Source organism: Terriglobus aquaticus (assembly GCF_025685415.1).
In the GTDB taxonomy this organism is placed as follows: domain Bacteria; phylum Acidobacteriota; class Terriglobia; order Terriglobales; family Acidobacteriaceae; genus Terriglobus; species Terriglobus aquaticus.
Map to the genome: position 1 here is coordinate 1,004,206 of NZ_JAGSYB010000001.1, position 23,395 is coordinate 1,027,600.

The 23,395-nt window shown below is 64.3% G+C and carries 17 protein-coding genes; 8 read left to right on the top strand and 9 right to left on the bottom strand.

Translation table 11 applies throughout. From position 1 onward, the window contains the following. Positions 1–4: 4 nt before the first annotated feature. Complete coding sequence (locus tag OHL12_RS04270; RefSeq protein ID WP_263412591.1) at positions 5–1,690, bottom strand: S8 family serine peptidase; 1,686 nt, start codon at positions 1,688–1,690, stop codon at positions 5–7. Between the two features lie 221 nt (positions 1,691–1,911). Here OHL12_RS04270 and OHL12_RS04275 point away from each other — a divergent pair, with 221 nt between their 5' ends. The 3 genes from OHL12_RS04275 to OHL12_RS04285 all read left to right on the top strand — a co-directional run bounded on the left by OHL12_RS04275 (position 1,912) and on the right by OHL12_RS04285 (position 7,755). Then, the gene (locus tag OHL12_RS04275; protein WP_263412592.1) at positions 1,912–4,089 is read left to right on the top strand and encodes an alpha-ketoacid dehydrogenase subunit alpha/beta; all 2,178 of its coding nucleotides are present in this window, start codon (positions 1,912–1,914) and stop codon (positions 4,087–4,089) included. Between the two features lie 122 nt (positions 4,090–4,211). Then, positions 4,212–6,440 carry a DUF1800 domain-containing protein gene (locus OHL12_RS04280; RefSeq protein WP_263412593.1) on the top strand — a complete coding sequence of 743 codons (2,229 nt, stop codon included), beginning with the start codon at positions 4,212–4,214 and terminating at the stop codon, positions 6,438–6,440. Between the two features lie 73 nt (positions 6,441–6,513). Beyond that, complete coding sequence (locus OHL12_RS04285; RefSeq protein ID WP_263412594.1) at positions 6,514–7,755, top strand: DUF1501 domain-containing protein; 1,242 nt, start codon at positions 6,514–6,516, stop codon at positions 7,753–7,755. A 235-nt stretch (positions 7,756–7,990) separates the two neighbouring features. Here OHL12_RS04285 and OHL12_RS04290 read toward each other — a convergent pair whose 3' ends face one another. After that, a complete protein-coding gene (locus OHL12_RS04290; RefSeq protein ID WP_263412595.1) occupies positions 7,991–8,977 on the bottom strand; it encodes an alpha/beta hydrolase in 987 nt (328 codons plus the stop codon). An 11-nt stretch (positions 8,978–8,988) separates the two neighbouring features. On the opposite strand from OHL12_RS04290, the gene OHL12_RS04295 reads away from it, so the two are divergent. From OHL12_RS04295 to carB, 3 genes are all read left to right on the top strand, one after another. Then, positions 8,989–9,357, top strand: a complete 369-nt coding sequence (locus OHL12_RS04295; protein WP_263412596.1) for a Rieske (2Fe-2S) protein — start codon at positions 8,989–8,991, stop codon at positions 9,355–9,357. A 77-nt stretch (positions 9,358–9,434) separates the two neighbouring features. Continuing rightward, positions 9,435–10,574 carry a glutamine-hydrolyzing carbamoyl-phosphate synthase small subunit gene (gene carA, locus OHL12_RS04300; protein ID WP_263412597.1) on the top strand — a complete coding sequence of 380 codons (1,140 nt, stop codon included), beginning with the start codon at positions 9,435–9,437 and terminating at the stop codon, positions 10,572–10,574. Positions 10,575–10,647: 73 nt separating this feature from the next. After that, positions 10,648–13,947 carry a carbamoyl-phosphate synthase large subunit gene (carB, locus tag OHL12_RS04305; RefSeq protein WP_263412598.1) on the top strand — a complete coding sequence of 1,100 codons (3,300 nt, stop codon included), beginning with the start codon at positions 10,648–10,650 and terminating at the stop codon, positions 13,945–13,947. Positions 13,948–14,015: 68 nt separating this feature from the next. Here the strand turns inward: carB and OHL12_RS04310 are convergent, their stop codons facing one another. Next, a complete protein-coding gene (locus tag OHL12_RS04310) occupies positions 14,016–14,498 on the bottom strand; it encodes a hypothetical protein (protein WP_263412599.1) in 483 nt (160 codons plus the stop codon). 76 nt (positions 14,499–14,574) lie between these two features. Between OHL12_RS04310 and OHL12_RS04315 the strand changes: the two genes are divergently transcribed. Beyond that, the gene (locus tag OHL12_RS04315; RefSeq protein ID WP_263412600.1) at positions 14,575–15,645 is read left to right on the top strand and encodes a dihydrodipicolinate synthase family protein; all 1,071 of its coding nucleotides are present in this window, start codon (positions 14,575–14,577) and stop codon (positions 15,643–15,645) included. Between the two features lie 27 nt (positions 15,646–15,672). Here OHL12_RS04315 and bamD read toward each other — a convergent pair whose 3' ends face one another. The 6 genes from bamD to OHL12_RS04345 all read right to left on the bottom strand — a co-directional run bounded on the left by bamD (position 15,673) and on the right by OHL12_RS04345 (position 21,240). Further along, a complete protein-coding gene (gene bamD, locus OHL12_RS04320; protein WP_263412601.1) occupies positions 15,673–16,722 on the bottom strand; it encodes an outer membrane protein assembly factor BamD in 1,050 nt (349 codons plus the stop codon). Positions 16,723–16,776: 54 nt separating this feature from the next. Continuing rightward, entirely contained in the window at positions 16,777–17,565 is a 789-nt protein-coding gene (gene pal, locus OHL12_RS04325) for a peptidoglycan-associated lipoprotein Pal (protein WP_263412602.1), read from the bottom strand. Positions 17,566–17,674: 109 nt separating this feature from the next. Then, complete coding sequence (locus tag OHL12_RS04330; RefSeq protein WP_263412603.1) at positions 17,675–19,003, bottom strand: DPP IV N-terminal domain-containing protein; 1,329 nt, start codon at positions 19,001–19,003, stop codon at positions 17,675–17,677. A 100-nt stretch (positions 19,004–19,103) separates the two neighbouring features. Further along, positions 19,104–19,904, bottom strand: a complete 801-nt coding sequence (locus OHL12_RS04335; RefSeq protein WP_263412604.1) for an energy transducer TonB — start codon at positions 19,902–19,904, stop codon at positions 19,104–19,106. A gap of 101 nt (positions 19,905–20,005) precedes the next feature. Next, entirely contained in the window at positions 20,006–20,428 is a 423-nt protein-coding gene (locus OHL12_RS04340) for an ExbD/TolR family protein (RefSeq protein WP_263412605.1), read from the bottom strand. Between the two features lie 2 nt (positions 20,429–20,430). Then, positions 20,431–21,240: a MotA/TolQ/ExbB proton channel family protein gene (locus tag OHL12_RS04345; protein ID WP_263412606.1), complete on the bottom strand. Its 810-nt coding sequence runs from the start codon at positions 21,238–21,240 to the stop codon at positions 20,431–20,433. 201 nt (positions 21,241–21,441) lie between these two features. Between OHL12_RS04345 and OHL12_RS04350 the strand changes: the two genes are divergently transcribed. After that, positions 21,442–23,217 carry a DNA repair protein RecN gene (locus OHL12_RS04350; RefSeq protein ID WP_263412607.1) on the top strand — a complete coding sequence of 592 codons (1,776 nt, stop codon included), beginning with the start codon at positions 21,442–21,444 and terminating at the stop codon, positions 23,215–23,217. The last annotated feature ends 178 nt before the right edge of the window (positions 23,218–23,395 follow it).

Below are 23,395 nucleotides of genomic sequence, written 5' to 3' on the forward strand. Positions count from 1 at the left end.
CAGTTCAACGCTGCATCGCAGTGTTCGTATCCAGCAGCGTGCTTCCGCCCTTTAGGGCCGTGGTCCCGGAGCGCATAGCTGCCGCCAACTCGGCCGGCGTCCAGGCCGGGTGAGTCGCCCGCAGCAGGGCCGCAGCGCCCGCCGCCAGTCCGGCGGAAGCACTCGTTCCCATCGCCTGCACATACGCCGCGTGGCCGAAATTAAAGCAGCCGTAGGAGTGAGCGTGATCCGACGGGGCGCCGTCTGCCGTTCCCGGCACGCCACTTGAGCAGGCGCCGCGAATCCAGCCGGACACAGCCTCGTCTGCACCGGCCGGGTAATTGCCGCCAGGCGCGGCCACTGCCTGCAGCGGAGCGCCGTAATTCGAGTAGTAGGGCAGAGTCACCGCACCGGCCGAGCACGCCGCACCCGTCCGGTTGTCTTCCGCGCAATCCGGATTGCTGGTCGCCGTCACCGCGAGCACATCGCGTGCCTGCGCCGGCAGTTCCAGGTAGCGGCTATTGCTCAGGTCAAACCCGTCGTTGCCTGCAGCCGCCACGATCAGAACACCCGCATTCGCCGCCGCATGCGTCACCTGGTCAAACGCGGACTTCAATCCGGCACCGTCACCCGTGTACAGGTCCACGATGCTGCCCAGTGATAGCACAATCACATCGGCATGCTGGCTCACCGCATCATCGATGCCCTTGAGCAGCCACGACACCAATCCCGAGGCCTGGCCCGCCTGGCACTGTGCGGAGACGGTGACGCCCGTGCCCGGCATGCGCTGCAGCACCTTGATGTTCAGAATCGTTGCCGACGGTGCCACGCCGACCACCCGGCCGGTGCTGGCGCCCATCGCGCCCGCAGCCAGCGAAGCAACCCACGTACCGTGGCCCTCCTGGTCCTGTGGCGAACCGTCATCGCAGGGACTGAAATCATCGCTGGAGTCCACCTCCGACAGGTTCAGCGCAAGGTTGGGAGCAATGTCCGGGTGAGTGCGATCTACACCGCTGTCGAGCACGGCGATGCGAACACCGCTGCCAAGCGTCCGGTTCCACGGCCCGGTCACCGTGCCGCCCAGAACGCCCATGCCGTACCCGCCCGCGGCCCGTACCGCCCATCCCTGCGGCGAGCCCTGGTAGAAGGTGTCGGTCGGAGCCGGCGTATTTGCGTTGCCTGAGTTAGAAGAGGCGCTAGCGCCGGCAGCCTGCGTGCCCGCCGGTGTCGACGCGGTTCCACTCCCGCCTCCGCTCGCCGGTGTACCGCTGCCGCTCTTCGCGGCATTGCCGCTGCCGGAATTATTGATGGCCACCGGCTGCAGCGGATCCACCGCCACGGGCCGTACCGGCGCGGACCGCCGCACCAGCACAGAACCACTCGCCTGTTCCGGCACAGCGGCGCTGCGCAGAAGCGCGTGAGCGTACACCCGGACATCCGGCAGCACCTGCGCCACCGTAGGATCCGCGGCGATCCTTCGCATGGCGGTCGCGGACGCGCTCACCGCCGCAGTCCCCAGATGCGGATGAACCGTCACCTCCGAAGCTCCCGTCTCACGCAAGCGTTGCGCGCGATCGGAGACGGCCGTTCCCGAACAAAACAAGACCAGGTAGTGCCCAGGTATGGTCGGGCTGGTCAGCGAAGGTGCCTGGGCCCGAATCGCCTGTGGAGCCAGGCTGCCGATGACCAGCACCGCCAGTTGTGCCAGCATGATTCGAAAAGGGGAAGCGAGGTTCGCGGCCACGTGTCAGGTACTCCAGAAGCGTCGGATTGGCCGGGGCTCGTTTGTGCTTCATCCCCGGACAGGTTCTGTATCGGCACAGAGCACAGGAGCGTGAGGTCGTACCCACTCACCTGGCCGGCGCGCAGGCGCGGCGGACTCCCTGCGTAAGGGCCAGCCGTTTACAATCAACCGTTGCAGGAGAGCTACGGATGGCAGGCAAAGCGGCAGGCACAGCAACCCGGGGCGGCAAGGGAAGCGCTGCTCTTTCGCGCGAGCAATGGATCCGCTTTTACCGGACCATGTACCTCTCGCGGCGCACCGACGACCGCGAACTCCTTCTGAAAAAGCAGCAGAAGATTTTCTTTCAGATCTCCGGCGCCGGGCATGAAGCCCTGCTGACCGCCGCAGGCATGACCTTGCGCCCCGGGCACGACTGGTTCTTCCCGTACTACCGCGATCGCGCGCTGTGCCTGGCGCTCGGCCAGACTGTGGTCGACCAGCTGCTGCAGGCCGTGGGTGCTGGCACGGATCCCCAGAGCGGCGGCCGCCAAATGCCCTCGCACTGGACGAATAAGTCGCTGAACCTGGTTTCGCCGTCCTCGTCCACCGCCACGCAGTGCCTCCACGCCGTGGGCTGCGCCGAGGCCGGCCGGTACTTTCACCACCATCCCGAGGCTGCCAAGGGCACCTACGCGCCCACCGACTACCGCGCCTGGAAGGACGTTCAGTTCCACGCCGACGAGGTCGTCTACACCTCGATCGGCGAGGGCTCGACCAGCCAGGGCGAGTTCTGGGAGGCTCTTAACTCCGCCTCCAACGGCAAGCTGCCCGTCCTCTTCGTCGTCGAAGACAACGGATATGCCATCTCCACACCGGTCGAGACCAACACTCCCGGCGGCAACATCTCCCGCCTGGTGGCGAACTTCCCGAACTTCCACTTCGCCGAGATCGACGGCACCGATGCCCAGGCCTGCGTGGCCGCCATGCAGGAAGCAGCGGAGTACGTGCGTACCCGCAAAGGCCCGGCGCTCGTTCACGGCCACGTCATCCGCCCCTACTCGCATTCCCAGAGCGACGACGAGCGCCAGTACCGCGTCGCCGACGAACTCGAAGCCGACGCCCTCCGCGACCCCCTCGGTCGCATGCAGGCGTGGCTCATCCAGGAAGGTCTGCTCACCGAGGATGAGGTCAACGCGCTCGAGCGCGAGGTCGACGAGGAGGTTCGAGCCGCCGCCGATCAGGCTCTGGCGGCGCCGCTGCCCGCCATCACCTCCATTCCGCTGCACGTCTATTCCGAACAGGTAGACCCGTGCAGCAGCGCCTTCTCCACGGCGCCCGCTCCCACCACCGGCACCGGCGACCGCACCATGGCCGACCTCATCAACGCCACCCTGCGTGACGAAATGCGCCGCGACGAACGCATTCTCATCTTCGGCGAAGACGTCGCAGATGCCAGCCGCGATCAGCATCTCAAATCCGGTGCTCTCAAGGGCAAAGGCGGTGTGTTCAAGCTCACCTCGGGCCTCCAGGCAGAGTTCGGCTCGGACCGCGTCTTCAACTCCCCACTGGCCGAGGCAAACATCACCGGCCGCGCCATCGGCATGGCCGTCCGCGGCCTGAAGCCCGTCGTTGAAATTCAATTCTTTGATTACATCTGGCCTGCCATGCACCAGATGCGCAACGAGTTGAGCGTCATGCGGTGGCGCTCCAACGGTCTGTTCTCGTCGCCCATCGTCATGCGTGTGCCCATCGGCGGATATCTGACCGGCGGCTCCATCTACCACTCGCAATCGGGCGAAAGCATCTTCACTCACACCCCCGGTGTGCGCGTGATCATGCCGTCCAACGCGCTCGACGCGGCCGGCCTGCTGCGCACCGCCATCCGGTGCGACGACCCCGTTCTGTTCCTCGAACACAAGCGCCTGTATCGCGAAGCGTTCGGCCGCGCGCCGTACCCCGGGCCGGAGTACATGATTCCGTTCGGCAAGGCAAAGCAGCTCCGCGCCGGCACGGACCTGACCATCGTCACCTACGGCGCTCTGGTTCCGCGGGTGCTGCAAGCGGCTCAGCGCCTCTCTAGCGAACGCGACATCTCCACAGAGGTGCTGGACCTGCGCAGTCTGTCTCCCTACGACTTCGAGGCCATCGCGGAAAGCGTCCGCCGCACTAATCGTCTGCTGATCGTTCACGAGGACATGCGAAGCTGGGGCTTCGGTGCCGAAGTCGCAGCACGCGCCGCGGAAGAGCTGTTCCATGATCTGGACGCGCCCGTGCGCCGCCTCGCCTCCATGGACACGTTCGTCGCCTATCAGCCGGTGCTCGAAGACGTGATCCTGCCACAGGCGGACGACGTCTTCCGCGCGGCAGCCGAGCTCGCCGACTTCTAAACGGGGTGCGGGAAGGAGAGCCGGAGGTTGCCTCCGCCCCACAAAATACGCAGCGGGACGCAACAAGGTCCGCCCCCGCGGGTCTAGGCTAGTGGTTGCAAACTGCCCCGGGCAGGTGATCTATGCTGCTTCGCACCTCTCGATCCCGACCTCCGCAGCCGCTTCGCCCGCGCGCGGCAGTCTCACTCGCTCTGGCCGCCCTGTACGCCTTCAGCCCCATGCTCGCCGTGGCTGCCGCGAAGCCCGCAACAGCGGCCGTGCCGGTGCGCAAGGTGGATGCCGCCGCCCTGGTGCTGAACCGCTTCAGCTTCGGCGCGCGGCCGGGCGACCTCGCCCGCGTGCGCTCCCTGGGCGCCTACGCTTGGTTCGAACAGCAATTGCAGCCCGACCGCCTGGACGACAGCGGGCTCGAGCAGCGCCTGAACGCCTACCCCGCCATGCGGATGAGCCAGGCCGACCAGATCGCTCGCTATCCAACGCCCGGCATGGTCCGCAACGCCGCAAAGAACGGCTATCTGCCGGCCGACCCGGAACTGCGCGCAATCCTCTCCGACCAGGTGGAGTTCTACCAGATGCGCAAGGAGGCGGCCGCTATGCAAACCGCGTCCGTCACACCAGCCGCATCGCTCCAGTCACGGCCCGGCGACATCCAGAGAGGCTTCAACGCCCTGGACGAAGCGACCGCGGATTCCATGGCGAAGACGGGCACTCGCTCGCAGCTTGCGGGTGGCGGAACCAGCGCATCAACCGCTCTGGACGCGCAGAAGAACGCGGCCCCACCGAACCTGGAGCAGGCCACCGCCCCTTTGCCTCAGGACGCCGTCAACGCTCTGCTCGCGCTGCCACCGCAGGACCGTTACCAGCGCCTCCTGCGTATGAGCCCGGCTGAACTCATCGGAGCCCGCAAAGGTGTAAAAGGCGACGCCTCCAAGCTGGCGGAGGGAATGACTCCCCTCCAGAAAGAAACCCTGGCCGCGCTGGCTGGAACCAATCGCATGATCTCCGGGGAGCTGTTCAGCACGCGTCTGCTCCGCGACATCTACAGCGAACGCCAGTTGGAAGCCGTGATGACCGACTTCTGGCTGAATCACTTCAACGTCTACATCCGGAAAGACGGCGAGATGCCGTCCTTGCTGCCGGAGTACGAAGACACGATCCGCACGCATGCCCTCGGCCGGTTCGAAGATCTGCTCGAGGCCACGGCAAAGAGCCCGGCGATGCTCCTGTACCTGGACAACGCGCAAAGCGTCGGCCCCGACTCGCTCGCAGCAGGACGACCGAATCCCAAGGCGCCGAATGCAAAGAAGCCCTCAGCCGGCCTCAACGAAAACTACGCGCGTGAGCTCATGGAGCTGCACACGCTGGGCGTCAACGGAGGCTACACCCAGAAGGACGTGACAGAGGTCGCCAAGGTCTTCACCGGTTGGGGCATCGAGCGCCCCGGCGAAGGCGGAGCCTTCCTCTACAACGACCGGCGGCACGAACCCGGCGAAAAGACAGTCCTCGGCAGAAAGATCAAGGAGTCCGGCGAGAGCGAAGGCGAAGAGGTGCTGCACATTCTCGCCACCAGCCCGGCAACAGCGCACTTCATTTCTCTCGAATTGGCAGAGCGCTTCGTCAGCGACACGCCTCCACCGGCCCTCGTCGATCGCATGGCGCAAACTTTCCTCAAGTCCAACGGAGACATCCGTGCGGTTCTGCGCACCATGGTGCATGCCCCGGAGTTCCTGGCTCCGCAAACGGTGAACGCGAAGATCAAGACGCCTCTCGAATACGTCGTCTCGGCCGTACGTGCCTCAGGCGCCAACGTGGGGAACCCGGTGCCTTTGGCACAGTCGCTGGAGCGGCTCGGCATGCCGCTGTACGGCTGCCAGCCGCCCACCGGGTACAAGTGGGACGCGGAAACATGGCTCAACTCGGCCGCGCTGGTCACACGCATGAACTTCGCCCTGCTGCTGGCGGCAAACAAGATCAATGGCACCACCGTGGACACGGGCACGCTGATTGCGGCGAGCACCGCCAGTCACGCGGTACCGCAGGACCCAGGCGCGGACGAATCACAGCGCAAGGAAGCCGCGCTGGAATCCCAAGTGTTGCCGCAAGGCGTAAGCGCCCAGACACGAGCAGCGGTCCTATCGCAAACCGACGACACCGCCGTACAGCAAGCCATGCGCGCCTTTGGCCAGATGCCGGCGCAGGAAAGAAACCCGGGTGCCAAGCAGATCGTGAACGTTAAGGTACGGCGAGACTTCAGTGCGGGACCGCCCGGGCCCAACCTGCCGCCGGCCGACAAGCAGGGCGCGGTGATGCTTGGGTTGCTGCTGGGATCGCCAGAATTTCAACGCCGCTAGCCTCACGGCGGGCAGCAAAGCGTAGCCGAAGCAATCGCGGCAGAAAGATTGCCGCCGCAAACAGGAGAACGGTATGCCAGTCTCACGTCGTGCATTCATGAAGGGTGGTGCGCTGGCCCTGGTCGGCACCTCCAGCATTCCCAGCTTCCTGGTGCGCTCCGTCATGGCGCAGCAAACGGAGGCGGCGGCCAGCGGTAAAAAGCTGGTGGTGATCTTCCAGCGCGGTGCAGCCGACGGACTAAACATCGTCGTCCCGTATCAGGAGCCAAACTACTACGCGCTGCGCCCGACTATTGCGATCCAGCAGAAGGATGTTCTGGACCTGAACGGCCGCTTCGGCCTTCATCCCGCCATGACCTCGCTTCTGCCGCTGTACCAGCAGGGTCATCTGGCGGTCATTCATGCCGTCGGCTCACCCGACACGACGCGCTCTCACTTCGACGCACAGGACTACATGGAAAGCGGAACGCCGGGCGTGAAGTCCACGCAGGACGGCTGGCTCAACCGAGCCCTGCAGGCGGAACGCATCAGCCATGCCACGGCCTTCCGCGCCGTAGCGCTGGGCGCGCAGGTGCCTCGAACGCTGCAGGGCCGCATGCCCGCGGTCGCCATCAGCAATGTAAACGACTTCAGCGTCGGCGGATCCGGTGCTGCTCCCGCCCCGGTCTCCAACGCCTTTGAGCAGATGTACGGCACCAGCACCGATCGCGTTCTGCACGCCGAAGGCAACGAGACCTTCGAAGCTGTGAAGATGCTCAAGTCCGCCGACCCCAAGCGCTACCAGCCGGCCAACGGCGTCGTGTACCCCAACACGCCGTTTGCCGGCAGCATGAAGCAGATCGCGCAGCTACTCAAAGCCAATCTGGGCGTGGAAGCGGCCTTCGCCGACATCGGCGACTGGGACACGCACCAGGGGCAGGGGAGCACTCAGGGCCGCCTCGCCAATCGTCTGAAAGAGTTCTCCGAAGCGATCGCGGCCTTCTGGAAAGACATGGGGCAGGACGCCGAACAGGTCACGCTGGTGACCATGAGCGAGTTCGGCCGCACCGCGAAGCAGAACGGCACCGGAGGCACCGATCATGGTCACGGCAATGTCATGTTCGTGCTCGGCGGAGGCGTTCGCGGCGGACAGGTCTATGGCAAGTGGCCGGGCCTGGCGCCGGAACAATTGAACGAAGGTCGCGATCTCGCCGTGACCACCGACTTCCGCCAGGTTCTCGGCGAACTCAGCGCTCGCACTCTCGGCGTCCGCGATCTCTCCGCGATCTTCCCCGGCACGTCGCTCTCGCCTGAAAGATTCCTGCGGCTGGTGTGAAGTCCTACGAAAGGTGGAGAGGGAATACACGCAGATGCGCTCTCTTCCAATTTTCATATCTGTCGCTCCCTGGCAGCGCAACCTTTCACTTCAAACCGCGTCATACACGATGTAGTCAGCAGTAACGCCGGGGTTACCCATCTTCGACTCTGGCATCACCTATCCGCACCAACACTTCCCACCTCTATGTAAGGCCTCCTGAACACCGGAGGCCTTCACTTCATTCTGGCGAGAATCAACGAACAGCCGGAACGCCGGACACGGTGTTCGGCACCAAGCTCTTCGGCTGCAGCAGCCCGATTCGCTCGTCCAGGAAACGGCGCAGGCTTGCTGCCTCCGCAACAGGATTTGCCTTGGGCAGTGTCACCGTCATCTTCGGATCGGCAGCGGAACGATACGCCGCAATTCGCGCGACCGTCTCGGGATCGTTTGCTGGCGACGCGATGTCCCACAGCAGCTTCGGCGTCTTTACCTGCTGAAGCGCCTGCAGGTCGAATCGATCCTTGAGCAAGAGACTCACCGGAAACATGCGTGCCCGCTTTTGGCTCCGGATCGTGCCCAGCACATCTGCAGTTGCGTTGCGCAGCACCAGCCCAGCCGCCTGCGGATGTGCGGCGGCCAGGTTTACCGCCAGGGCCGAACCGACGCCCGCTCCGTACAGCAGGATGTGATCCGCCGGTATGCCGCGCAGGCCGGTCAGATACGTCCACGCCGCCTCCGCATCCTGCTGCATATGCTCCTCGGTCGGGTGCGGCTTCAGGGCCGACCGCCCATAGCCGCGGTAATCGAAGGCAAGCACATTCAAGCCGTCGTCGCGCAGCATGCGCACCAGCGGCGCGTCAGCAAAGTCCAACTGCCCGTCACCCGGCCGTAGGTAAAGCACCGTCGCGCTCGTGGTTGCGCTCGCCGGGATCCACTCGCCCGTCAGTTGCGGCGTTCCCGTGTTGTCCGGCCCAAAATGAACGGCTTCATCCTGCAGGCCCGTTCCCGTCGCGGCAGAGTGCGTGGGGTGCAGCACCCATTGCCACGATCCCAGGCGGAACAGAATGCACATCAACAGGTAGGCGCACACAAACGCCGCCAGGATCGTCAGCCCGAACACCTTCGTCAGCCATCTCGGGTCCACCAGCAGGTGATTCGGGTCATTGCGGTTGTAGGTCACCGTCGCGCCGGCACGCTTCTGGGCAGCGGATCGGGGCGAAGCATTGCGCGGAGTTGCCATCCCATCATGGTATGCCGCTGTCGTTTCACACCGCAGTCGCGCAATCAGGCATTCTGGAAGCAGAGGAAACAATGTCGAACTGGGTCAAGCTGTGTACCGCTGCGCAGAGTCCTGCCGACGGACACGCACAAGAAGTAGACGTGCAGGGTGTCACCATCTGCCTGGCACGCGCCGACGGCACGCTCGCAGCCGTGGACAACGTGTGCCCGCACCGCGCAGGACCGCTCGCAGAGGGCTGGATCGAAGACGGAAAGATCGTCTGCCCATGGCACGCGTGGGGCTTCGATCTGAAGACCGGTGCCTGCCCGGAAGAGCACAGTCAGGTCAAGGTGTATCCCTTGCGCGAAGAGGGAACCGACCTCTTGATCGACCTCGCCTGACCGTGCTCTGGCGCGCGGTTCGTCAGGGACGCTCCGCGCTGCTAGAATCGATTGAATCCACTCCTTCAGGAGAGGCAATGCAAGCCATTTTGGCGCTCGAAGACGGGCGCATATTCCGGGGTCGAGGCTTTGGTGCGCCCGCCGAACGTTCCGGAGAAGTTGTTTTCAACACTGCATTGACTGGCTACCAGGAGATCTTCACCGATCCCAGCTATGCCGGACAGATCGTCGTTCTCACCAACCCCCAGATCGGCAACTACGGCACCACCCCCAGCGATGACGAAGGCAAGCAGCCCTACATCGAAGGTCTGGTGACGCGAGAGTTCTCGCCCATCTCGTCGAACTGGCGTTCCACGCAGGTCACCGACGAGTACCTGGAAAAGTACAACGTTCCCGTCGTCGCAGACGTGGACACGCGTGCGATCGTGCGCCATCTCCGCAATAACGGAGTCATGCGCGGCGTCATCAGCACGGCTTCGCAGGACGCGGAGGCACTTGTCGCAAAAGCGCGCTCCATTCGCAAGATGGACGGCACCGATCTCGCCAGCGTCGTCTCGACCAAAGAGCAGTACGAGTTCTCCGCGGCCGATCCGCGCAACGAGACCGGCGACAAGCTTCTACCGCCCGCGCTCGCTGGCAACGAGCGGCAGATGCACGTGGTCGCATATGACTTCGGCATCAAGCAAAACATCCTCCGCATGCTCACCCGCGAAAACTGCCGCGTGACCGTGGTGCCCGCGCAAACTCCCGCGGCCGACGTGCTCGCCATGAATCCAGACGGCGTCTTCTTCTCGAACGGCCCCGGCGACCCCGAGCCGCTCGAGTACGCGCAGCAGAACGTTCGCGATCTGGCCGGCAAGACGCCGATGTTCGGCATCTGCCTCGGCCACCAGATCTTCGGCTTGGCTCTTGGTGGCAAGACCTACAAGCTGAAGTTCGGCCATCACGGCGCAAACCACCCCATCAAGAACCTCGACACCGGCAAGGTCGAGATCACGTCCCAGAACCACAACTACGCCGTCGATCCCGATACCCTGGATGCGAACTCCGTAGCGGTGACGCACGTGAACCTGAACGACCAGACCGTGGCCGGCCTCAAGCACAAAGAACACCCGCTCTTCAGCGTGCAGTACCACCCCGAAGCCAGCCCCGGACCGCACGACTCCCACTACCTGTTCAAAGACTTCCGCAAGATGATGGAAGAGTGGAAGAAGTAATTTCGAGGCATCCACGGATGCCTCTTTTCACGGGCCTGTGATCTCATACCAGGCACAACCAGCAAGGAAGACAATGCCACGCAGGAACGACATTGCAAAGATCCTGGTGATCGGCTCTGGGCCGATCGTGATCGGCCAGTCGGCCGAGTTCGACTACAGCGGCACGCAGGCCTGCAAGGCACTCAAGGCCGAGGGCTACGAGGTGGTGCTGGTCAACTCCAACCCGGCCTCGATCATGACAGACCCCGAGGTCGCTGACCGCACCTATGTGGAGCCGTTGACCCCGCGCTACGTCGAAGAGATTCTCCGCGTAGAAAGTGAGTCGCTCAAGGCCAGCGGCAAGCCCGGTGTCTTCGCCCTGCTGCCCACCGTCGGCGGCCAGACCGCGCTCAACCTCGCCGTCGACATGGCCGACGCCGGCACGCTGGACCGCTACGGCGTGGAACTCATCGGCGCCAAGCTGGACGCGATCAAGAAGGCCGAAGACCGCCTCCTGTTCAAGGACGCGATGAACCGCATCGGCCTCGACATGCCGCAGTCCTCGCTGGTCAACAACCTGCGCGACGGTCTAGAGTTCGCGAACAAGATCGGCTTCCCCTGCGTCATCCGCCCATCGTTCACGCTCGGCGGATCGGGCGGCGGCATCGCGTACAACCGCGAAGAACTGACCGACATTCTCACCCGCGGCCTCGACCTGTCGCCGGTCCACGAGTGCCTGCTCGAAGAGTCGGTGCTCGGCTGGAAGGAGTACGAACTCGAAGTCGTGCGTGACCTCGCCGACAACGTCATCATCATTTGCTCGATCGAAAACTTCGACCCCATGGGCGTCCACACCGGCGACTCCATCACCGTCGCGCCGGCGCAGACGCTCACCGATCGCGAGTACCAGGCCATGCGCGACGCTGCCATTCGCGTCATGCGCGAGATCGGTGTCGAGACCGGCGGCTCCAACGTGCAGTTCGCCGTTAACCCGGCGAACGGCCGCATGACCGTCATCGAGATGAACCCGCGTGTCTCGCGCTCCTCGGCCCTTGCGTCGAAAGCGACCGGCTTCCCGATCGCGAAGATCGCAGCACGTCTCGCTGTCGGATACACGCTCGACGAACTACAAAACGACATTACCAAGGCAACGCCGGCCTGCTTCGAGCCGACCATCGATTACGTTGTCGTCAAGATCCCCAAGTGGCAGTTCGAAAAGTTTCCTGGAGCCGACGAAGGCCTGGGGCCGCAGATGAAGTCCGTCGGCGAGGTCATGGCGATTGGCCGCACCTTCAAGGAAGCCATGATGAAAGCCGTGCGCTCGCTCGAGACCGGCAAGAAGGCCTCCGCCTCCGACATCGAGCCGCGCCGCCTCACCCAACGTCTGGTCACCGCTCACCCGGAGCGCCTGCGCTACGTTTTCTACGCGTTCGAAAAGGGCATGAGCGTGCGCGACGTTGCACGACTCACCACCATGGATCCTTGGTTCCTCTACCAGATCAAGCAGATCGTGGATGAGCAGGCAGCCGTCGCAACCACCACGCCCGACTCCATTGACGCGCACCAGCTTCGCATCGCCAAGCGCATGGGCATCAGCGACGACGTGCTCGCTTCCTCGTGGAAGCTGGACGGCAAGGACGCGTCCGCCCGCGTCCGCGAACTGCGCGAGCAGCACGGCGTTCTGCCAGTCTTCAAGCTCGTCGACACCTGCGCCGCAGAGTTCGAGTCCTTCACGCCCTACCTTTACTCCTGCTACGACGAAGAAGACGAAGCGGTCCCCACCACGCGCAAGAAGATCATCATTCTCGGCAGCGGTCCCAATCGCATCGGGCAGGGAATCGAATTCGACTACTGCTGCTGCCACGCGGCGTTCGCCATGCGCGAAGACGGCTACGAGACCATCATGGTCAACTGCAACCCGGAGACCGTCTCGACCGATTACGACACGAGCGATCGCCTCTACTTCGAGCCGCTCACGCTCGAAGACGTCCTCGCCGTCTACAAGCACGAGGCCGCCAGCGGCGCGGAGATCGGCATGATCGTGCAGTTCGGCGGACAGACACCGCTGAACCTCTCGCTTCCACTCAAGGCCGCAGGCGTGCCCATCGTCGGCACCTCGCCCGAGTCCATCGAGCTCGCCGAAGATCGCAAGCGCTTCAACAAACTTCTCGAAGACCTGCAGATTCCGCAGCCCGCGGGCGCCTTGGCGACCAGCGTGCAGGAGGCGATCGCCGGCGCCAACCGCGTTACCTACCCCGTGCTCGTCCGTCCCAGCTTCGTGCTTGGCGGCCGCGCCATGGTCATCGCCTACGACGATGAAGCCATCCAGCGCTACATGAGCACCGCCATCGAGTACTCGCAGGAACGTCCCGTCCTCATCGACCACTTCCTCGAAGACGCGACCGAGGTCGACGTGGACGCTCTCTGCGACGGCACCGACGTCATCATCGCCGGCATCATGCAGCACATCGAAGAAGCCGGCATCCACTCCGGCGATTCGTCCTGCGTCCTGCCCTCGGTGGATCTGACCGACGACGTGCTGCGCCAGATTCGCGAGTACACCCGCAAGCTCGCTCTCGCTCTCCACGTCATCGGTCTCGTCAATATCCAGTTCGCCATCCAGCACGGCAAGGTCTACGTCATCGAGGTCAACCCGCGCGCCTCGCGCACCGTGCCGTACGTCTCCAAGGCCACAGGCATTCCGCTCGCCAAGATCGCGTCGCGGCTCATGACCGGCAAGACCCTGAAGGAACTGTTGCCAGACCAGCTCGCCAGCGGCAAGGACCTCGGCACAGGCGACCACTACTTCGTCAAATCGCCAGTCTTCCCCTGGGGCAAGTTCCCCGGCGTAGACACGGTGCTTGGGCCGGAGATGCGCTCCACCGGCGAGGTCATGGGCGTGGCTTCCACCTTTGGCGAAGCCTTCGCCAAGGCTCAGCTCGCCGCCGGACAGAACCTGCCGACGCGCGGCACCATCTTCCTGTCGGTCAACGACCACGACAAGCCCGCGGCCGTGGCGCTGGCCCGGCAGTATGTCGAGATGGGCTTCCAGCTTGTCGCAACGCACGGCACGGCAGACGTCCTGGCCGACGCCGGGCTGCAGGTCGAGCGAGTGTTCAAGGTGAAGGAAGGCCGACCCAACGTGGTCGACCTCATCAAGGGCGACCGTATCCAGATGATCATCAACACGCCTCGCGGCCAGGACACCTTCTTCGACGAAAAAGCGATCCGCCGCGCCGCGGTGCTGGCGCGCATCCCCACCATCACCACCATCGCCGCTGCCCGCGCCGCGGCAGAGGGCATCGCTTCGCTGCAAAGCGGAGAGGTCCACATCTACTCGCTGCAGGCTCTGCACGCGCAGCGTGAACCGGTCTTGGCAGCCACGGCTCGCTAAACTCCACAGCAACGCGAAGGGGCTGCCATTCCGGCAGCCCCTTTCACTTGCGCTTCAAGCGCACGAACCTACTCCACTCCGATCGCGATCCTCGATCCAACGGCATACCCGATCATCGAGAGCGGGATCCAGGTTCCGATCAGCAGACCGTCGCCGGCCATCAGACCGCTGCCGTGATCGATGGAAAAGAACGTGCGCCACAGCTTGTCAACCGGGCCGCAGCCGTCGCACAGCCCGGCTCCGGTAGGCAGGTCCAGCACGTGCACCACCGTCACGCCGAACATGATCAGGGCGCTAATCCACACATAGCGCGCCACCGTGTTGCGGTTTGCCCGCCCCGCCAGAAACCCGCCGATCATCGGCACCAGGAACGCGGCCGCAGTACACAGCAGCTTCGGCTCGGTTGAGAGCGGATCGGGCTTCACCGCCCAGAACGCGACCATCACCAGCGCAAAATTCAGCACCGCGAACAGGGTGTGCAGCAGAAACCACCCTGCCTCGCGCAACAGGTCGTTGGTCGTCTTATTCCCGCGTATTTCGACCGCTTCCATAGCGCTACTTTAGCCGTCTCCGGTCGGCATTGGTATGCCACTTTTGGGCACCCGGCGCGCCACGCGATAATGAAGCATGCTCCTCGATGGCGTTCATGTTCCGCTGACCACACCCTTCTACCCCGACGGTCGCGTGTACGCGCGCAAACTCGAACACAATGTGCGCCGGTACTCGCTCACACCCGTTGCCGGGCTGATCGTCCTTGGAGAGGGAAGCGAGGTGCTTTCGCTCGGGCTGGCCGAGCAGCGTGAGATCCTGCGAACCGTTGCAGATACGGCGGCACCGGAGAAGGTCCTGACCGCAACCCTGAACCAGGGAGGCTGCCACCCTGCCTTGATCATGGCGGAACACGCCGCCAACATGCAGTACGACCTCCTGCTCCTGGCCCCGCCACCGCAATGGGCCAACGACATCCCGGCATTGTCCACCTGGTTTCGCGTCATCGCAGACGGCGCTCCGCTGCCCTGCCTCCTGGCAAGCCGCTGCGGTGGCAGTGCGCTGCCCATCGACCTGCTCGCCGATCTCGCGGCTCACCCAAACGTACTGGGTGTCCTCGAGCAATCGCAGCACATCAGCCGCGTCGCCGATCTCCGCGACGCGACTTCGTCCGTGCGTCGCTCGGTGACCACCACCATCACGTTCACCGCTGCCACGCGCCGCATGTTGCGCCCTCCGCAAGCTGAGCTTTCGGCGTCTGCCAGTGGCTTCGTGTCGGCTGCCGCGCTGTCGGCAGGCTCAGCCACCGCGACCTCCACGGCTGCGATCCTCGAAGCACCAGCAGTCCCACAACTCCGCACGCGTACCAAGCAGGTCGGCTCTCAAATTCTCTGGGCTCACGCCGTGGACTCCACGGAGGCACTGCGCGCGGGTGCCGCGGGCATCGCCACGCCAGTGGCCGCCTCCATTCCGCAGGCAGTCTTCGAGATCTGGGCGGCCTGGAAGGACGGCGATACCTCCCTCATGCGCGAGAAACAGGGTCGCGTGGCGGCAATCGAACCCACCCTGCTGGCGGGCGGTCCGGCGCTGGTGAAGAGTGGGGCAGAGTTGAGCGGATATTTCGGTGGCCGTCCTCGGCTTCCACTGGTCGCGCCAACAGCAGAGGCTCAGCAGGAACTAGCAGCCGCACTGCACGGCATGCGCTCGTAAACGAACCGACGCTGCAGGTGCTGGCGCTTAGCGAGCTCGTGCTGCCGTGGTCCCCATGCCCAAGTCACCCAACCGCGCGCGCGCAGTCGTAGCTTCGGGTGAGTTCGGATAGCGCTGAATCAGCGACCGCAACTCGCGCGCGCCCGCCTCGGTCTGGTGCAACCCAATGAGCGCCTGGCCCTTGCGCAACTGCGCGGCAGGAATCTTCGGGTTACCCGGATACTGCTCGATCACCTTGTCATATTGCCGGGTTGCCGGGCCGTAGTCGCGCGTCTTGAAGAGCATTTCGCCCAGGTAGAAGTACGCATTTCCCGCGAAATTCGAGTCCGGGTAGAACCGGATCACATCGTTGAACTCGGCCTTGGCCAGCGAGTACTTCGCCGCGTTGTAATCGCCGAACGCGGTCTGGTAGAGGTCCGCCACCGGCGGAGCTCCGGTCGCAGCCGCAGGAGTCGCATCCGCTCCAGCGGGTGCCGTTCCTGCCGGGGGCGCCGTCTCGGTCGAGCTGTCAGACGGGAAGCCCGGAGGCGGAGCCGTGGTGCGCGGTGCACGCGAGCCGCGCGGGTTCGTCACTGGGGCCGTCTCGCTGCCCGCACCCGTTGCCGCAGGCAATGATCCACCCGGCGCGGCGCCACCCTCCAGCCGCGCGTTCAGCGACTGCTGCGAGCTTTGCACATCGCCAAGCGACTTTTCGATTCGCTGCAGGCGCGCCTTCAGCTCGTCCAGCGAATCGTTCAGCGACTGCACCTGCCCGGACACCTGGTCGACCTTGCCACCCTCACCCTGCGCCTGCGCAGCAACTTGCTGCTGCAACTGGCCCACCGTCAACCCCATCTTGTTGACCGAGTCTGCAGTCTGCTGCACTAGGTCTTTCAGCACGCCCATGCGCTCGTCGTTCGACTGCTGCAACCGGGCCACTGCGTCCTGCAGCTGCTGCACCTGCGTCTGCAGCTGGATCATCTCCTTGCTCGCTGCAAAAGCGTTGGGCGCGGCAAACGTCGTCGCAGAAAGCGTGAGCGCCAGAACGGCGGCACGGACCCGGCCGTGCCTCAGAAGTGGAAGCGAAAAGGTCGTCATGCATGGCTCCTGGCCGGCGGTGCGCCGCGTAGGCGCACCGCCGGCTCTTGCGCGTTAGCGATCCAGGTTGAACTGCGCGCGGCGATTCTGCTGGTAGCAGCTTTCGTTAGCTTCCGTGCAGAACTGTTTTTCCTTGCCGTACGACACCACGCGAATGCGATCCGCCGACACGCCCGCATTCACCAGCGCCTGCTTGGCTGCGTTGGCGCGGTTCTCGCCCAGTGCCAGGTTGTACTCGGCCGAGCCGCGCTCGTCGCAGTACCCGCCCACCACCACGCGGATCGCCGGATGCTGCGTCAGGTAGTTGGCCGCCTGCGACGCGTTCGTCTGTGCGTCCGCCCGCAGATCGTAGCTGTCGTAATCGAAGAAGATATCCTTCACCGCGGCATGGAACGCTGCATCGGTACCCATATCGCCGGAGATGTTGCTGCTGTCCCCGGTATTGGCCGGAGGTGCGGCCACACGCACGGTCACGCGCACATTCGCATCTGTTGTGCCGCCCTCGCCCTTCGCAACCAGGTGAAAGTTCGTGGAGTTCGACGGTGTCACCGTCTGCGTTCCGTTGGGGTTTACCGTTCCGATGCCGTCGATCGACACGTCCGTCGCATTCGTCGTGCGCCAGGTCAGCGTCACCGTCTGACCCTGGTCGATCGCCAGCGGGTCAGCCGACAGCGTTGCCGTGGGTGCATCGACCGCGGGAGGCGGAGGCGGCGGAGGCGCGACTTTCTTCTTGTGGCAGCCACTCAGCGACAGCGTCAGCAGCAACGTCGCTACTACGCCCGTGCCGGCGCGCTTCCACGAACTTTGGCTCTCTCGACCGGTCCAGCCCTTGCTTTGCAACATTCCGTTCTCCTTCAAAACAACGTCTCTGGGATCCGATCCCTTTGTGTTCCTCGCGCCCTCGGGAGTAGCGTCCCTCCCCATTGGGTGCAAAAAGCCTGCCGCCGGATACCTAGCGGAAGCTCCAGTTGGGCATGTCTCCGCTCGTCAGCTTCTGCTTTTCGGTTCCGTCGGCCAGCATGCTCCAGATCTGTCCGCGCGGTCCCGAACCCACGGCGAACGCAATGTGTCGACCGTCCGGCGACCAGGTCGGGAAGTCGCACCGTCCAATGCCGTTAGTCAACTGAACCCACCGCTTGCTCGCGATGTCCATCACGTAGATGTCCTGGCCGCCCGGAGCACCCGGACCGTACTTACGATTCCAGGCAAACGCCAGAAACTGTCCGTTGGGTGACCACGAAACGGACGTCGCGTACCCGCCATCCGTCATGCGCTGCACGTTCGCGCCGTCCGCATCCATGATGTAGAGCTGCGGCAGTCCCGTGCGGCTGCTGATGAACGCAATCTGCGATCCAGTCTTCGGATTCCACGTGGGCGAACTGTTCGACCCTCGCGAGTTCGTCACGCGCCGCGCTCCATTGCCGCTGGCATCGCCCACATAGATCTCCGGGTTGCCACTGCGCGACGAAGCCCACGCCAACTGGCCGGTGCTCGACCACGCCGGCGTAATGTTCAGGTCACCCGTCTGCGAAAAGTTCACCATGCGGCCCAGCAAGAGGGAATACATCCGGATCTGGTTGCCGGCATTGCTGATCGTCGAAAACGCCACGCGCGAGTTATCCGGCGAAACCCGGGGCGACAGCGCAATGCTGCCCAGGTGCGTGATCGCGTGCGGGTTGGCACCGTCGTAGTCCATAGCCCAGACTTCCTTAGTTCCACCACCCGCGTGAATGAAATACAGCTTCGTCTCTGCAATGCCAGGCAGCCCGCCGCCCAGCCGCAGAATGATCTCGTCCGCAAAGCGGTGTGCGATCTGCCGCGCATTCTCGTCGGTTGCCGTGTCGGTGTACTGCTTGCCGATCACCTGCGGATACTGCGCATTGTGCGTGTCCACCACAAACGCGTTCACCACCAGCCGGCCGCCCGTCAGGCCGAAGCCACCCAGCGCCACAAACGCCGCGTTCGCGGGGTTCTGCGACCACTGGCTCAGGTTGATGTCCTTCGGGTTCGCCGGCTGTGCCTGCGGCTCCATGCTCTTCGACACCACGTCGAACACGCCCGCGTTCTTCAGGTCACTTTCCAGCACCGCATCGAAGGTCACCTTCAGCGGCCCGGCATCCGCGTTGTCTGCGTGAAACGGAGCCGGCGCAATCCGGATGCGATCGACGCCTTTGTTGATTCCGGTGCTCAGTGTGTCCTGCGCCGCCGCTCGCACAACACTGCACGAGCTCAACACAAACGAGCATGCAAGAGAGAAGAGAAATGTGGACCGTTGTGCCATCCTCATCATGGTAGACGCTCGCCGCCGTCCCTCCGTGAGAGTTTCTCCGCGCGGGAACCACACCGGTTTCCACGCAGGCACCGCTCTGCAAACCCTTGATCTACGACGGCTCAAAGTAGTACTGCACCGTGATGTAGTTGCCCGTGTAATCCTCCGGCAGCGGCGCCAGCGTCTCAATGCGCTCCAGCGTTCGCACCGCGCTTGAATCCAGCGACCGGTTGCCGCTCGACTGCACAATGCGGACCTCGCTTAACTGCCCGCTTCGATCGATGCGAAACGTCATGTACACGCGCCGGCCCTGCGCGTCCGGATCCAGCGTTGCCGTCACCCACTGCTGGCTGATGCGCTGATTCATCTGCCGCACGTAGTACCCGAAGCGCGCTCCAAAGCTCTGGTCCGTCACGTTGATCGCCGACGTTCCCACCTTGTTCGTCACCGCCTGCATCGCAATGCGCACACCACCTGACGCTCCGCTGGTCGCCTTTTGCGGCTCCACTACCTTGGGCGGCACAATCTTCGGTGTCGCCGGTGCAAGCTTGTCCGCCACCTTCTTCGGCGGCTCCTTTTCCGGCTTCTTCACTTTCACCGGAACGTCGGTCGGCTTCGGCGGCGGCTCCGCGGCTTCCTTTGGCGGAGGCGGGGCTACGCTGGGCCGGTCCGTGGCCAGCACGTTCTCTTCCTTCGGCGGCACGCGTGGCGGCAGCGGGATTGCCGTGACCGCCGTCGCTTGCACCGCACCGGCAAGCTCCTCAGAGTCGCCCCACTTCTCAGTCTTGCCGTGAAAGAGAATGCCCGAGCCCAGGATGCCCCCGATCAGCAGCCCATGCACCAGCAGCGATCCGGCCAGCTCACGGCCGGTCGACGCCTTGCGGGTTACTGCGCGCTCTTTCAGGGCCGGCACGGCTTGTGGGCTTCTCCTGGCTCTACCTTCTGGACGGAAACGTCACTCTGCGCCGCGTCCGTCACACCGCACGGCACTCTTGCTTGCCGCCAAACAGGCTTTTAGTGCGCGACAGTCTGGTCAAACGGCCGTGTCACCACGCTGATGTTCGTCACGCCACCGCGTTTCACTGCGTCCATCACCGAGGCAAACGCTTCGAACGGAACCTTGCCGTCTGCCCGCACATAGATCACTCGCTTGGACGCGTCACCCGCGCCTTGCGATACCAAGCCCGGCAACTGGTCCAGGCTCACCGGCTTGTCTTGGAAGTACACGCGCTGGTCGGCATCGATGGTCACCACGCTGTGCTCTTCCGTCAGCTGGTTCACCGCTCGCGTCTGCGGCACGGCGACCTCGATGCCCGACTGCAGCACCGGAGCCGTCAGCATGAAAATCAGCAGCAGCACCAGCACCACATCGACCAGCGGCGTGATGTTGATCTCCGCGAGGCCTGCCTGTCTGCGACCGCCGCTTGAAAATGCCATGGTCAGCGCTCCATGCCAAGCCGGTCAGCCGCCGCGCGTACAGACGACGGTCCCGGCCCCGGTGCAGGAGCCGCCGCCGCGTTCTCGATCGCATTCAGCAGCTCGCGGCCAAAATCATCCATGCGCGATCCGAATTCCCGGATGCGCGCCGTCAACTGGTTGTAGCCGACGACCGCCGGAATCGCGACCACCAGGCCCGCTGCCGTCGTAATCAGAGCTTCTGAAATGCCCGGCGCCACGGCTCGCAGCGTTGCCGCTCCCTGGGTTCCCAGGCCGTGGAACGCATCGATAATGCCCAGCACCGTTCCGAGCAGACCCACGAACGGCGCCACCGCTGCAATGGTCGCCAGCCATGTCAGCCGGCTTTCCATCTCGGTCAGGGCTTCGCTCGAAGCAATTCCAGCGGCGCGCTCGATCGCCTGCGGGCTGCGCGGCAGGCCGCGGCCGCCGGTCTGCCGTTGATACTCCTCGACGATCTCCGTAAACACGCCAACCAGCGGCGCCGGCTGAAACTGGTCGGCAACCCCGGCGATCTCGCTCAACCGCGTGCTCTTGCGGAACGCCTTCAGAAATCGCTGGTTTTGCAGTCCCGCCTGGCGAAACGCGGAGAACTTACCGATCATGATCATCCACGAAAAGATCGACATGGCCGCCAGCACAATCAGGACCAGCAGCGCCGTGGGTCCGCTGTTGTGCAGCATGTCGGCCAGCGCTCCGCCGCTGGCGTGCGCCGCCGCCGGGCTCGGCGTGGCAGTGGAAAGGTCGTCCTGCAACAGAACAAGACCGAGCGTGGCGAAAACGTTCGCAGGCATCTTGAAGTTGAGTGTAGAACGACGCCCTTACCGCTGGCCCGCGGCGCGTGTCAGACCGCAGTACCACTGTGGGTGCGGCCTCAAATACTCGCGACCTTCCGCCTTCGACCTCGTGCTATGCTCGGCGCGAAGAGAAGGCAAAAGTCCCAGGTGTGCCGCACCGTTCACGCACCCTGCTGACGCTCTGCGAGGAACGCCCCCATGCTGCTGGAATTGCGCGCTGAGAACTACGCCGTCATCGACCACGCGGTGGCCACCTTCGGTGGTGGCCTCAACCTGCTCACCGGCGAAACCGGCGCGGGTAAGTCGATCCTCGTCGACGCTCTCGCTCTGCTGATGGGCGAGCGAGCCACCAGCGACGTCGTTCGCCACGGTGCAGAGAAGGCCGTCGTTTCCTGCGTCTTTGAAACCACGGCCGGCGCCGAAAGCATTCTCGAAGCGAACGGCATCGACGTCGAAGGCACCGAAATCCTTCTCCGCCGTGAGGTCTCCTCCGGCGGCAAGGGCCGCGTCTTCATCAACAACCAGCCCGCCACCGTCGGTGTCCTGCGCCAGCTCGCCCCGGAGCTGGCCCTGGTTCACGCGCAATCGGAAACCCTGGGCGCCTTTGACCAGGCGCAGCAGCGCGGCCTGCTCGACCGCTTCGCCGGCATCCACACCCAGAACGCACCCGCGCCCGAAGCCGCCCAGCGCATCCGCGAACGCCTCCTGGCTCACAAAGATTTGGACAAGGAACAGAACGGGGAAGCGGTCTTCGTCGCCTACCATCTCTGGCGCCAGGCTCGCGAGGCGCTCGACGCCCTCTCCACCGACGAGCAGGAGCGCCTGCGCATGGCCGACCTCTGGAGCTTTCAGCGCGGTGAGATCCTGGACGCGGCTATCACCGGCGACACCGAAGACGACGACCTCGAGGCCGAAAAGCGCGTCCTGAGCAACGCCGAAAAGCTCTACACCGCCGCCATGAGCGCCAGCGACCTCCTGTACGAAGGCGAAGCCGCCGCCGCAACTTTGCTCACCTCTGCGCAGAAGCAATTGGACGAGCTGGCAAAGTTCGAACCCAAGTTCGTCGAGCACGCCTCCCAGCTTGCCAACGCCCGCGCCACCGTCGAAGACATCAGCAGCACCGTCCGCGATTACGCCGAAAACATCAACGCTTCGCCCGAGCGCCTGGCCGAAATTGAAGACCGCCTCGCCCTGCTCGACCGCCTCAAGCGCAAGTACGGCCGCACCCTCCTTGAGGTCATCCAGTACGGCGAAGAGGTCACGCAAAAGCTGGCCGAAATCGAAAACCGCGACGCCATGATCGCCGAAGCCAAACAGCGCGTCGCCGACACCGAGCACATCTACACCTGCGTCGCGCAGGACCTAACCGAAACCCGCACCAGCAACGCGCGCCGGCTGGAAAAGCTGGCCGAGCAGCAGATCAACGATCTCGCCATGACGGTCAAGTTCCGCGTCGAGGTCGCGCCTCAAAAAGAGCAGCAGTTCTGGACGGCCACCGGCTGGGACCACATCGAGTGCCTCATCGCCACCAACGCGGGCGAGCCCTTGAAGCCGCTCGAAGAAATCGCCAGCGGCGGTGAGATGAGCCGCGTCATGCTCGCACTCAAGGTATCGGTCGAGGAGGGCGGCCCCGGCAAGACCAAGCGCCGCATCGCCCTGCCGCGCACCCTCGTCTTCGACGAAATCGACATCGGCATCGGCGGCCGCGCGGCAGAGGCCGTCGGCGCCAAGCTGAAATCCCTCGCCGCCCACCAGCAGGTGCTCTGCGTCACCCACCTGCCTCAGATTGCCGCGTTCGGCAACCAGCACTTCCTCATCAGCAAGACGGAAAAAGCCGGCCGCACCCGAACCGACATCCGCCAGCTCAAGGAGGAGGAGCGCGCCCTCGAAGTCGCCCGCATGCTCTCCGGCGCCACCGTCACCGAAACCAGCCTTCGCCACGCCGAACAGATGCTGAAAGCAAGCCGTTCCTGACAGCGGCGATCCACTTCACAATCCGCGTCTCCCGCTACTACAGTAGGTACGGCTGTTTCAGCCAGAGGAGAAAGCATGGCAAACGAACCAAGGAAGTGCGCTCACGAGGGCTGTACCTGCGTTTGCGCCGACGGCAAAAAATACTGCTCCAGCTCCTGTGAGCAGCAGACCAAGGCTT

Excerpts from the sequence above, each read along its gene's own strand:
- OHL12_RS04340 (WP_263412605.1), bottom strand. The coding sequence starts at position 20,428 with ATGGCATTTTCAAGCGGCGGTCGCAGACAGGCAGGCCTCGCGGAGATC.
- OHL12_RS04330 (WP_263412603.1), bottom strand. The coding sequence starts at position 19,003 with ATGGCACAACGGTCCACATTTCTCTTCTCTCTTGCATGCTCGTTTGTG.
- bamD (WP_263412601.1), bottom strand. The coding sequence starts at position 16,722 with ATGACGACCTTTTCGCTTCCACTTCTGAGGCACGGCCGGGTCCGTGCC.
- carA (WP_263412597.1), top strand. The coding sequence starts at position 9,435 with ATGCAAGCCATTTTGGCGCTCGAAGACGGGCGCATATTCCGGGGTCGA.
- OHL12_RS04295 (WP_263412596.1), top strand. The coding sequence starts at position 8,989 with ATGCCGCTGTCGTTTCACACCGCAGTCGCGCAATCAGGCATTCTGGAA.
- OHL12_RS04310 (WP_263412599.1), bottom strand. The coding sequence starts at position 14,498 with ATGGAAGCGGTCGAAATACGCGGGAATAAGACGACCAACGACCTGTTG.
- OHL12_RS04270 (WP_263412591.1), bottom strand. The coding sequence starts at position 1,690 with ATGCTGGCACAACTGGCGGTGCTGGTCATCGGCAGCCTGGCTCCACAG.
- pal (WP_263412602.1), bottom strand. The coding sequence starts at position 17,565 with ATGTTGCAAAGCAAGGGCTGGACCGGTCGAGAGAGCCAAAGTTCGTGG.
- OHL12_RS04345 (WP_263412606.1), bottom strand. The coding sequence starts at position 21,240 with ATGCCTGCGAACGTTTTCGCCACGCTCGGTCTTGTTCTGTTGCAGGAC.
- OHL12_RS04290 (WP_263412595.1), bottom strand. The coding sequence starts at position 8,977 with ATGGCAACTCCGCGCAATGCTTCGCCCCGATCCGCTGCCCAGAAGCGT.
- OHL12_RS04315 (WP_263412600.1), top strand. The coding sequence starts at position 14,575 with ATGCTCCTCGATGGCGTTCATGTTCCGCTGACCACACCCTTCTACCCC.
- carB (WP_263412598.1), top strand. The coding sequence starts at position 10,648 with ATGCCACGCAGGAACGACATTGCAAAGATCCTGGTGATCGGCTCTGGG.
- OHL12_RS04275 (WP_263412592.1), top strand. The coding sequence starts at position 1,912 with ATGGCAGGCAAAGCGGCAGGCACAGCAACCCGGGGCGGCAAGGGAAGC.
- OHL12_RS04280 (WP_263412593.1), top strand. The coding sequence starts at position 4,212 with ATGCTGCTTCGCACCTCTCGATCCCGACCTCCGCAGCCGCTTCGCCCG.
- OHL12_RS04350 (WP_263412607.1), top strand. The coding sequence starts at position 21,442 with ATGCTGCTGGAATTGCGCGCTGAGAACTACGCCGTCATCGACCACGCG.
- OHL12_RS04285 (WP_263412594.1), top strand. The coding sequence starts at position 6,514 with ATGCCAGTCTCACGTCGTGCATTCATGAAGGGTGGTGCGCTGGCCCTG.